An 11,436-nucleotide genomic window follows, 5' to 3' on the forward strand; every position below is an offset into this window, starting at 1 on the left:
AGGTTATCAAGGTTTAGGAAAATACCAATGACCGGGCGTCATTTTGATGTAGCCATGTTGCCCGTATTTAAATGATTTGCCTTTCAGCCAATCGTCTTCCAGCTCGACGGCAAATTGCACGTAATGCCCATTCCAGCGGCGTTCGTATCCTTCAACAAAAGCACGGATCCTTTGACGTTCGCCATCGTTTAATGCCCCGGTAATAACAAATGTCACGCTATCGGCATTATCTATCCGGGTATAGGGCACGGCGAGTTTTTTAACGCCCTCCTCCGCGGCCGTTGCTACCGCCTGGTCATCCATGTTTTCCAATTGGATATCCTGAGCGTAGGGCAATTGCTCCATCAATTCTTTGTGCAATAGGGTTATTCCCGCGTCGTCCAGCGAATTTCTTTGCAGGCTTATCAATAGTAACGGCCGCATGGGCTGCTCAAGATTGAAGTTATGCAGCTTGATAAAGGGGTAATTCATCTCCAGCCAGCGCCCAATGCGCTGCGCCTCTTCACGGTAACTGGCGATAGCGACCGTTTGCGACGCTTTGATACGCACCAGGGACTGGCGTCCCCAGGATGCATCCCGGTCATTGGCCGTCAGCACGTGCATCGTGCCGTCACGCCCGGGCAGTATCCGGTATTTTTCCGGTTCGTCGCTCAGCTGATTGGCCAGCGCCGTGATTTCCCGCTGCTGGACATCCCATTTGCCCAGAAGTAATACCAGCATAAAGGCGGTAGCCGCCGCGCAGGCCAAGGCGGCGATAGCCCACCGGTTGCGATTTTTATTGCGTAAGGGAACGGGCTCCGGCGCCTTATCAGCCTGGAAATTCAGGATGTCGTCCGACCAGGTTTCATTCCCTTTCCGTATGGCCAGCATCAGGCTCCCAACCGGATATGCCCGGTTGGTTTCCAGCGCGGCTTCCCGCGCCTCGCTATCATCAAGAATGCGTAAAACGGCCGTTTCGCCGGTAGCCGGCGCGGTGATAATCTCGAAATTGACGCTTTCGCCTTCCACCAGCAGCAGTACGCTGTCCTGAGGAAAGGAGGGTAACGCGCAGGCGTCCAGCTCTTCTCCGCCCGCCGCGATAAACAGCGTTTTACCGGAAGAGAGATTATATTCGCACCCTTTCAACAGCCCATTCAGCAATCGAACAACTATAACGTCATGGGGTCGGCCAATCTATCTTGTTCAGTATGCATGTTAAAATTTTATCGGTATTCCATGAGATCATGATGAAATGGAGTATAAGCCGTTCCCTATATCACTTCATGATGACAATCTGATAAAGTATCCTCAATAATAATGATGCCAATAATTCTTTTTCGTATTGCACTGTTCGGCATCAAAACCTGTCCGACGCTTTGTCTATTATAGCGCCGGCGATCGCGGCATATATTGGAGAACCCTGTAGGTTACGCATGCTTGACCGTCAACGATTCGTGTAAGATATAGCATGACTATCCTACTTCAAGAATTTTAACAGCAGTGACTTCAACATCAGCATAATCACTTCTTTATTTGATGATGAATCGTCTTTTGCGGCCTTTCACCCAGGGTATAACCCAATTACCGCACATTGTCGATAGGCGGAAATAATATGCAGCGGATGATAACCTTACCGTCCCGTACGGTCTGCAGGAAATCCGGCTGCATAGATCTATTTCTCGGTAATATGTCTCCTGACGATATGATAAAGATCCTCCACTGTTTCCATTTTCAGCACCTCTTTTTCCGAAATATTAATATTAAATGTTTCCGAAATACCGATTTCAATTTCGACGAGATCTAAAGAATCAACGTACAGCTCATTTACCAGATGAAGGTGATTTAAGATCTCGTGTTGCTGTCGGCCCAATTTATCGGCCAGCAAGGCATGCAAGCGCTCTCTGATCGGCTCATCACAATGGGTCTGCGGAGTGTTGGTCATGGTATGTTAGCCTCGTGCGTTATCCAGTTGCGTATAGGCCTGCCGCCCTAAGGGCGGTGGGCCGGATTTCAGCTTTTGCCGTCTTCTTTGATGTCGTTGGCCCCGGGTTTATAAGCGGCCAGGCGTTTTGACATATAATTCGTTTTGTCATTTGCCAGCGTTGGCACAACCTCTGGCGTTCCGTCCATCGGCACGAAATGTTTTACGCCCGATGTTCCGTGCGTACGGTTGGACCGCCGAAGTCCCGCCGCGGAAAGCATCACCCGATTATCTGCCACCGCCGGCTGAGAAACCGGCGGCTCGGTTGTCGATGCGACCGAGGGTTTGCTTGGCGGCACTGCTTTCGTTTCAGCAGTCGGGATAGCCGGCGTATCAGCGGACTGCGGGGCCTGCATATCCTGGGCCATCATTTGAGCGACAACAGCCCGCGACAGCTGCTGTGTTCTGGCCCGAGTCTCGGCGCCGCCGTCTGCCTGCAGTTTAATTGCCTCCACAGGCGGCGACAGATAATCCACGCCGGTTTGTTTCAGATGACGCTTTGCGACTGTCAAATCTTCCCTTTTCATATTTGACGGCGCGAAATGCTTCACTTTCGGTTCGACGCGCGGCAATTGTGATAGCTGTCTGCCCTGGTTGGTGAGCACGACCGGCTGCGGGCCTTTCAGCACTGTGGAACTTGTCTGCTGACCGGTTCGCAAAGCATCTTCGTCGTTACTGTCCCGTTGATCCCGGTCCGATGGCGGCACATTTCGTACCTGGGCTCGGGAAACCGGCGACCCGGTTATGTCGGCGAAGCGTTTATTGTCCGCCATGGTACGGCTGATGCCATAAAGCGGCAACTCCTGCGCCTTTGACAGCGGTGCGGCATATTGTGGCGCCTGGGCTGTCAGCGGCTGCGAATGGATAACGGTGGATGACAGCGCTTCATTACGGCGTGTCGCAATGGTTTCCGATTGCGCCGTGTTCAAGGGTATCTCCACCGCCTGGGTACTTACCGTCGCTTTTTGCTCCTGTGGAAGAATCGCCTCGAGGGACGTCTGTGTTCCCCAAAGAACCGGCGGCGAAATATGTTTCGCAACCTGAGAACGCGGCACAACGATACTGATGGTCTCTAGCCGGCCGAACATTTTCGCTATGCGGTTTTGTATATCCTGCTCTACCACCTCAGCAAACATCGGCTGTGGCCCCACGTCAATCTCATACTTATCCTGGGTAGGAAGCCGGAATCGATCCGTATTGGTCGCGGCATCCACCCGTTCGGTATGGGATTTCTTACTGTCCGACTTTTCCTTGCCCCGGTAGGTGATATCGACAGGACTATAAGTGAAACGCGTGCTGAAATCGTATATGTTTATATTGTACTGGCCTGGATTTGGCGGCCCGTTAGTTTTTTCCTGATTGTCGCCCGAATGCACGGTGGCGGGATTAATCTCATGCTCATCCGTCCCAGTCGTCAATGGTTTAGGCTTGGGCTGCTGCTCCAGAGTGGCTGTTTCCGAGGAAAGCTTCTCTTTGATCCGGTCTGCGCTCATTTGCCCTAACAAATTCGGCAGCGTCAACACCATATCGATAATACGGCAGATCTTTTCAATCTCATCGGTTTGATGTGCCTGCATGCCATCATGCACATTTCCCCAGGTCATTTTGGCCCAGTCATCAAGGAGGTCATCGATTTTTTCCGATTGTTCCGGCGTGAGCAAAATGCCCGGTTTTTGTTCAATATAGGCTTTGATAAAGGGTCCGACGCATTGGGCACGCAACATATTGCCAGCGGCAAAAGCACCTTTGCCTGAGATAGTCGCTAAACCCATCAATAATTTATTTTCAAGATTTTTGACTTTGACATGACCGGCCTTCTTTCCCAGCTGATAACTGCCAAAAACAGACTTTCGACCCAATCCATCCGCAACCATCATTTCGGTCAGTTTCGTCATGGCGTCATTAATGCCATTCATTGCATCGCTTGATGGACCCAACGTGCGGGCCGTGTGATAAATAGTGGCGATATGGTTTAAGTGGTGAATGGCTATTGAATTTTCACCAGTGGCAAACAACAACTCAAGTTTATCTTTATTTTTACCGGCGGCCTCAAAAAGTGAAAGTAGTTTATCCCGTTCAAAATTTTCCTTACAATCGTTGAGACCAAGCGGTGTTTGCGGATGCTTGCTTTTCGCCGCAGCGGATGCAATGGACTCGGTATCGTCCGCCGCGTTTGCCGTGGCGCCATCGTGATTATCACCGTCATCCGAACTGGTTAAACGGGCAATATTTTTTGTACGGGTTGAACGTGTTTGGCCCGAAACGTCCTTGCCTACGTCGCCACGAGAGACGCGACGGGCATCTGACTTTGCCATCGGCACCGATGATGACGCGGCCCGTGCTGTCACGTTGCCGATACCCTTCATGTGGCTTGCCAACGGCGATGGATCTAAAATATCGCCGATTTTACGTAAAGCTGCGCCTATGGCGTTTGTTGTCGCGCTAATAGCGGTCATAGTCTTTTCACCTATGCTACATGGAGGCAAGAATTTGTTTCAGCGCTTCGGCGCCGGAGGTTATCGTCGAGCTCAAAATCTTGTTTGCCGTATCGAACATCCCGTTGGCATTGCCGTATTTGGTGGTTAACGTTTGCAACGTCGTCTGGAATTTACTCGATTGGGCATCAAAGCCGCTTTTCCACGACTGGTACTGAAAGGTCGTCATGGAACCGGACATCTCTTTAAGATTATCGCGGATGGTGATCAAAGGAGAGAGGTCGATTGTTACCACAAAACCGCTGCCGGAGCTTTTGACGCAACCGGCGGGCAAACCCAGTTCAGAGGCCCACTTTTTCGCCTCGGTTTCGCTCACCGTGCCGGAGGCGGGGAAAAGCACGGCCTTGTCCCCGGAATAAGAGTTAATCAATGCTTCGATTTTCTTTAGCGCTTCCGGTTTGAATTCCATGGTCTGAGTGCCTTTATCATCCGTTTTAAAGGTGATTAGGGCGGTCAATCCACTCATAAAATCGCTAAAAGCGCTGTAAAAGGCGGTATAACGCTCCACCACCGTTTCATACACGTCCAGGTAGCCCGCTTTGACGATTCCAATGCCATCCACCGCATCCTGCCAAAGCTCCCGGTAGCTTTTAAACCTTTCCTCATCCAGGCCGGCAAACACAGCCGAGGCGCCGTCATCAAGGCTCTTGGCAAAGATATCAGAACCGACCGCGCCCTGCTCAAGGGCTTTGACCCCATTCAGCTTATCCATGGCCGACTTGAAATCAACCTGCCATCCCGGATCGGTTTGCGCCGACGCCAAAGAGGAGACGTTTTGCTCTTGATCGGGGGTTTCACCCCGCAGGCCGCCGTCGATGGCATTATCGAGCCGCTGTTTGCTCGCTTGGAATTGACTTTCCAACTTCGCCGTGTTGTCTTTTATATTCTTGTCATTTCTGCTCAACGTTTCACGGCAATTTTCCAGATCGGCAAGGGCCTGGGACGTTAAGGATTCCACCTCATTGACCAGCGCCGAATGGTTATTCGTGCTGATTTCTGCGGTAGACGTTTCGTCAAGAGAGTGCGCTTCAACGGCGTTTGTACGCTGGCTTGACGTCTTATCCACATTTTTGTCAAAAAAAAGGGGGTTTGATTGATTTGTTATTGATGAGAGATTTTCATAAGGCATGGTGTTAACGCTCCATATTGCGCGCCGCCGCGTCTTGGCCGGCGGCGCTTGTTATGATCAAACCGATTTACCCGCTATCATGCCGGCGGTGTCCAAATGGGCCCGTAGGATATCCGCGAGTTTTTGCGCAATGGTTTGCAGCAGGCTCTCGAAATCACGGGAATTGGCGCTGCTGGTTTCCCCCAGACCGTCGGCGGCATGTCCCACCTGCTGCAGAATATGCTGCTGCGCATTCTCACTGGCCTGAATAGCCTGGGTTTGGCCGGCGGCGATGCCCGTGATGGGGTGGTTCATCTGTGAAATGAACGTACCTTTGTTTTTGATACCCTCTGCCTTAGCCTGCTTATCCTTAAGATCGCGTTCAAGGTCGCCGATATTTTTCTTCTCGTTGTTAAATCTGGCGCCATCTTGGATATGCGACCCATATTCATTATTAGATGTTTCATGGCTCCGCTGTTGGGAAACGCTTGCGCCGTCGGCGGTTTTGAAACGTGGCGACTCGGTATCCATTGCCGAGCCAGGGGTCTGACTGCCACCCTTTGCGAAATTCAGCTGGTCGTTGTTCAGAGCATGCTGCTTTGCGAGAATAGTCTTGCTATCATTTTGTAATAGGCTTCGTTCCTGGTTAATGCCTTTTCTTTGCATCGCGTAACCCCCGCCGGAAATGGCGGTGCCGAATGCCGCCTGGCCGATAGCGCCATTGAGTGCTGTTTGTCCACTCGCTATAATGGCTTTTGCGGCGCCCTCGGTCATATCCCCTTTCAGGATCGCCATATCCCCTTTATTAATATTTTCCGCCGTTTTATTTGCCTGCAGCGCCTTTAAAATTTCGGCAAATAGGGCGGCAATATTACTGGACGTTAATTTACTGATATCAAATTCCTTTTTGACCTCCTTTTGTTCCGTGCCGTCGGCGGCACGTTGCTCCAAAACCTGCAGGAAATCCGGTCGTTCCAGCATTTTTTCCACCTCGGCATGCAGTTCTTTGACCGGCATGCGCCCGGCGCTATCGGGATGTCTTAACGTGACGGCGGCACCGGTACCTAATAAAGAGTCAAGCATTTTGTCGGTGACGATACCGGCAAAAGATTGGCTGGATGATATCGGTTTCCCGTTGGCCTCGGCATTGCTGGTTTGAGCATTTGCGGTGAGAGCTTCCTGGTTCAGCACACTAGAGGCTATGCCTTGCGAAGATATTGCGGACATGATAATTTCCTTTTTAAGCTATTGAATTTCTGAGTATGGATTTCTGGGTTTGGCCAGTATTGGTTTGCGCGTCTGACAACATCGCCATAAGCCGTTGCTGATCCTGTTGCGAATCGGCGAACTTCTCGATTAATTGTTCAATCAGTTGCCTGATTTGCGCCATCACCGCGCTGGACAGGGTGAAGCTTGCCTCAATGTCAGCGGCATTTTTTTCAGCGACCCCCCTGGCCACGCCGATGCCCGCTTGTGTCATTTCCGAACCCAGTGCGGTAGCGGCACTGACATTGTTAAGACGATTGGTGTAGAGCTGAAGGGCCTCTTTATCCGACGCCTTATTGAACCAGTCAAGCATCCGTTTCACACCGCTTCTCACCGCGCTGTTCACCGTGGTGGCGGCATTCTTCAACACCGCAGGCAGGATATCCTTGATTGCTTCCTTCGCCATATTGGCAAAGGCCGTGGAGGCCACTTTTCCGGCCGCGGCTTTGCCCACAATCATGACGGCGATGACCAGAGCCGCGGCCACCAGCGTTCCGACAATGCCGCCGATCATGTTGGCGGTGGCGGCGTCCATCCCCAGCCTTTCGAGCATTTTGGCAATGCCTTTGCTCAGGGCATCCACCAGGGGTTTGATGATATTGTCCATGATCGGGCTGAGTGCTTTTTCCATAAAAGAAACGCCGGTGACCGCTTTACTGATTTCATCACCCACCATCAAAGCGATACCGACGGCAGCGATGGCCAGGCTGGCGCCTCCGGAAAATATCGCCCCGACGACGCTTATCAGCGTGATAAGGCCGCCAAGGATCCTGCCGACGCAGCCCAATGCCGTATTCAAGGTCTCGGCTTTTTTCATCTCTTCGGCGTGTTTGTCACCCTGGATTTTCAACGATCGCTGTTCGCTTTCCTGGATGTTGAGAAATAATTCCTGATCGTTTGCCAGCGCTTTTTCATTGTTTTCACCCATCAGCTTCATCAGGGTACTGATAAGGAATAACATGCGGGCCATGGTGCTGAGGCTTTGTTCCGCCAATTCCTTCATCATCGGGGACGGCATATTCGCCACTCCCTGCATTTTCCGGAACAGATCGTCCAGTAATAAAGAACTTTCCCGTGCGGCCTGATAGGACTCACCGGCTTTTACCTGCGCCTGGGCGACATCCCTTGCGGCGTCGGACAATTCCCGCTCGGCCGATTCGAACCGGCTTAGTGCGGCGGTATATTCCGGGTCCTCGGGAGAAAGCAGGTCCAATCGATTTTTGGCCTGATCATAATTTTCCTGTTTTTCCGCCAGCGAGTTTTGTGCGGTTTGCAATGATGCGCTATCAGCTTCCGCGGCACTGAGCGCGGCCGCGCTGCTGTCCACAGCCTGCTGGAATTGCTGCGCCAAAGCCTCGTTAGCCTGTTTTAACGCCTCGCTATTGGCCTGTATTATCTGCAACCGATCGGCCAACTGCACCAGGGAGTGATTCCCCAGCAGCATCATGGCGTTTCCGGCCAACAGTGTGAACACGGCGCTGCCGCTGAGTTTTGCATCCGCGCCCACCGGTTTCGCCGGTTCTCTTAACTCAGGCGCGCCGCTTTCAGCCAAAGAACGTGAGGAAGATTGTGAAGCGCCATCGTTCAGGACGGCCAACATGGCCAGCGCAGCCTTCTGCGATTCGTAAAAAAGCGACAGCGCTTTTTCCTGGGTAATATGTGTCTTATTGAATAAAGCCGTATTTACGGCCTCATTACCCCTAGCAGATTCCGTAGAAATAGGAACTTGACTGCTGTCCAGGGCTTTGGCGATGTCGGTCATGTAAGCTCCTTATGTTCAGCAACTGAATCTTTTTCTTCAACATTCTTATTTAGTTGCTCCAAATAAGCGTTGGCTCTAATACGAAATGCTTCTTCTCGTGAATGTTCCGCCACTAATTCGAAGCATTGTTTTGCTTTATTGGCCTTTTGCATCAGCAGCTGGCATTGTCCGCTGAAAAACACCGGCCGATAATCATCTTGTGCAAGAGAAAAGCCACGGCATAAATGTCCGCCGCTTTTGGAATTGCTTTTGCAATTGATATACCGCCGCTAACCCCATGTAATAATCAGGATTGTAAAATCGTAAATACACAGAAAGCGGAAAAAGTAGCGGCTTCGTCCAACTGGCCTTTATTGTAAAATCATAGGCGTGTGCATAAAGCCCTCCATCATTTCATCCGGCAACTCATGCACATCCTTTAACGTTACGCCGCTTTTAACCGCATTCCACAGCATAGACGCGATTTGCTCATCGCTGACATTATCATTTACATTCATAAAAACTCCTGAAAATGTCACCATCGATAATAATGGTGACTTGATTGAACCACGAACAAAATGGCAATACTTTCAACTATCGCTTACTCAAAAGAAGCCATCGAATACTTTTTATTCATTGAAGTGTGATGCGCGTCTTATTATTGAAACCATACATCCGAAAAAATTGATAAATAATTTTTCAATTAAATCACTGACCTTCTTCATTCCGCCAAGCATTTTCTACTTCATGAAGCCAGCTTAATAAACGCATGACTTTATCGAGTTGTTCTAATTTGATAAAAGTATGTAAACGATGAGTTTTATAAATCTTTCTGGCCAGCTGTATATCACGCACCACGGGCACGCCGACCTCTTCGGCATAGCGTCTGACCGCTAATGCCCGCTGGTTGCATTCGAACACTGAAATAAAGGGCGCCGGCACAACATCCATGTTGAAATAAATACCAATTGCAATATGCGTCGGGTTGGCGATGATAAGCTTTGAGCTCCTGATATCCGATTTGGTCTGCTCTGACAATAGCTCCATATGCAGCTGGCGTCGCCGTGATTTGATCTCCGGGTTTCCGTCTTGCTCTTTCATTTCACGTTTAACTTCCTGTTTATCCATTTTCAATTCTTTTAAATGCAGAAAATAATCCGCCAAGGCATCCAGAATCGAAACGAGTATAAGACAGGCCAGGCAGGTTAACACCAGCGATAAAAACAGATCGCGCCAGATAAAAACGATGCTTGCGCCGGTACCGTGGACCTGAGAAAACAGAAGGTGTTTATTGTTATGCCAGGTGATAACAATTGCGAGGGCAAAGCTGGCAAAGTATAAAAGCGCCTTTACCGCATCCTTGATGGTCCGCATGCTGAATATTTTCTTGATGCCCTTAGTGGGATTCAACGCGTTAAAATTCAGCTTCAGCGCCTTGGTGGCAAGGACAAAGCCGGTTTGAATCAGCGTCGGCAGCGCCGAGGTAGCCAGGCATATCAGCAAAATAGGAATAATCAGCTTTAGCGCCAGAATAATTATCGCGGTGCTGTACGCTTTTAAATTCAATTCAAAATTGACGGCTATCAGATTACGATACAGTCCCATCAGCTCTGACAACGAGCTCACGGAGGTCAGCCAAAGAACACCGCACAGCAGCATGCAGGCCACCAGAAGATCGCGGGATTTAAAGGTTTGACCTTTTTGCGCTGCGTCCTTTAAGCGTTTTGAGGTCGGTTTTTCTGTTTTGTTCGACATCGGGTTTCCTGCGGCTGGACATTATCCGGGGATGATCAGTTTATGGTTGATGCTAATACATCTTTTAACAGCCAAATATTCAAACGGTCGCCCTGGGGCCATAACGCTCTGAATGCATCGGGCAAAACCGGTGAAAAGTAGAGTATGAGAATAAAGAATGCAATTAAGCTTTTAATGGTTAATGAGATTGAAAAAGCATTCATTTGCGGCGCAAAACGCGACAGCAGCCCCAGCAGCATTTCCGATAGCAATAGCGCGGCCAAAACCGGGCTGGCCAGTATCATCATCTTTGTCACCAGATAGGATAACAGGCCCATTACCGGCGCTAACGGCGGCGAGCAGGCTAGAAAGGGATCGCATAACTGATAGCTGCGTTTAAAACCTTCCATCATCAGCATCAATCCACCGCCGAACAGGAACAGCGCGCCGGCAAAAAGATTGAATAGATTGGCCAGCTCCGAGGTATCGACCCCGGTCATGGGATCTAGGGTGCTGCTGATGGTGGCGCCGCGCTGGTTGTCGATAACACTGCCGATGGCATGCATGACCCAGAACGGCAAAGCGAACACGATGCCCAGGATCAGGCCGATAAAGGCTTCCTGGGCAAGAATTTTCATATAATCAGCGACATGCTCGAGAGGCAGGGCGTTGATGGGATGAGGCCATAACGACAGGCCAATCAGCATGATTACCGGCATACGGATGGTGGCGCTGACAACGCTGCTGCTTAGAAAGGGCAGCAAAAAAAACGCCGGCGTGATTCTTACTGAACCCAGCACCATGGCGGCCAACCCATGCTGTATGTCGAAAATCGAAGAGATATTCATTAATAGGGTCGGCTCAAGGCCATTCTGATGACTTCCCGGCCAAAACCCAGCAGCGTTTCACCGTACCAGCCGGATAAAAGAAAAAGGCATAACGTTACGCATAATAATTTTATGCCGAAAGGCAACGTTTGCTCTTGTAATTGCATTACGGTTTGAAACAAGCCCACCAGCAGGCCTACCAAAGTAGCCACCAGTATGGGTCCGGCGGATAAAATAAGCACAAGATAAAGCGCTTTATTACCTGCAAATACAATATCATTCATTATTACACCAAATTCACTTAA

General features: G+C 50.3%; 9 protein-coding genes and 1 pseudogene. All 10 read right to left on the reverse strand.

Annotated features, from left to right (window positions below; translation table 11 throughout):
* Positions 1 to 6: 6 nt before the first annotated feature.
* The gene (locus tag GTU79_RS25405) at positions 7 to 1,125 is read right to left on the reverse strand and encodes a PrgH/EprH family type III secretion apparatus protein (protein ID WP_214513486.1); all 1,119 of its coding nucleotides are present in this window, start codon (positions 1,123 to 1,125) and stop codon (positions 7 to 9) included.
* A 526-nt stretch (positions 1,126 to 1,651) separates the two neighbouring features.
* Positions 1,652 to 1,921: an acyl carrier protein gene (locus GTU79_RS25410; RefSeq protein ID WP_203520969.1), complete on the reverse strand. Its 270-nt coding sequence runs from the start codon at positions 1,919 to 1,921 to the stop codon at positions 1,652 to 1,654.
* Positions 1,922 to 1,989: 68 nt separating this feature from the next.
* Positions 1,990 to 4,416, reverse strand: a complete 2,427-nt coding sequence (locus GTU79_RS25415) for a hypothetical protein (protein WP_214513487.1) — start codon at positions 4,414 to 4,416, stop codon at positions 1,990 to 1,992.
* Between the two features lie 16 nt (positions 4,417 to 4,432).
* Entirely contained in the window at positions 4,433 to 5,521 is a 1,089-nt protein-coding gene (locus GTU79_RS25420; RefSeq protein WP_203520965.1) for an IpaD/SipD/SspD family type III secretion system needle tip protein, read from the reverse strand.
* Positions 5,522 to 5,641: 120 nt separating this feature from the next.
* Positions 5,642 to 6,790, reverse strand: coding sequence for an IpaC/SipC family type III secretion system effector (locus GTU79_RS25425; RefSeq protein WP_203520955.1), 1,149 nt, complete (start codon positions 6,788 to 6,790; stop codon positions 5,642 to 5,644).
* Positions 6,791 to 6,803: 13 nt separating this feature from the next.
* The gene (gene sctE / locus GTU79_RS25430) at positions 6,804 to 8,591 is read right to left on the reverse strand and encodes a type III secretion system translocon subunit SseC family protein (RefSeq protein ID WP_203520953.1); all 1,788 of its coding nucleotides are present in this window, start codon (positions 8,589 to 8,591) and stop codon (positions 6,804 to 6,806) included.
* Positions 8,588 to 9,088: pseudogene (gene sicA / locus GTU79_RS31670) on the reverse strand (type III secretion system translocator chaperone SicA). Before sicA ends, sctE begins: the two are co-directional and overlap by 4 nt.
* Before the next feature lie 190 nt (positions 9,089 to 9,278).
* Positions 9,279 to 10,325 (reverse strand): EscU/YscU/HrcU family type III secretion system export apparatus switch protein, encoded by a 1,047-nt coding sequence (locus tag GTU79_RS25440; RefSeq protein WP_203520949.1) that lies wholly within the window; start codon positions 10,323 to 10,325, stop codon positions 9,279 to 9,281.
* A 35-nt stretch (positions 10,326 to 10,360) separates the two neighbouring features.
* Positions 10,361 to 11,152: a type III secretion system export apparatus subunit SctT gene (gene sctT, locus GTU79_RS25445; RefSeq protein WP_203520947.1), complete on the reverse strand. Its 792-nt coding sequence runs from the start codon at positions 11,150 to 11,152 to the stop codon at positions 10,361 to 10,363.
* Positions 11,152 to 11,415: an EscS/YscS/HrcS family type III secretion system export apparatus protein gene (locus GTU79_RS25450; protein ID WP_203520945.1), complete on the reverse strand. Its 264-nt coding sequence runs from the start codon at positions 11,413 to 11,415 to the stop codon at positions 11,152 to 11,154. The genes sctT and GTU79_RS25450 overlap by 1 nt, the downstream gene beginning before the upstream one ends.
* Positions 11,416 to 11,436: the final 21 nt, after the last annotated feature.

The sequence above is a fragment of the Sodalis ligni genome (assembly GCF_016865525.2).
GTDB classification, from domain to species: domain Bacteria; phylum Pseudomonadota; class Gammaproteobacteria; order Enterobacterales; family Enterobacteriaceae; genus Acerihabitans; species Acerihabitans ligni.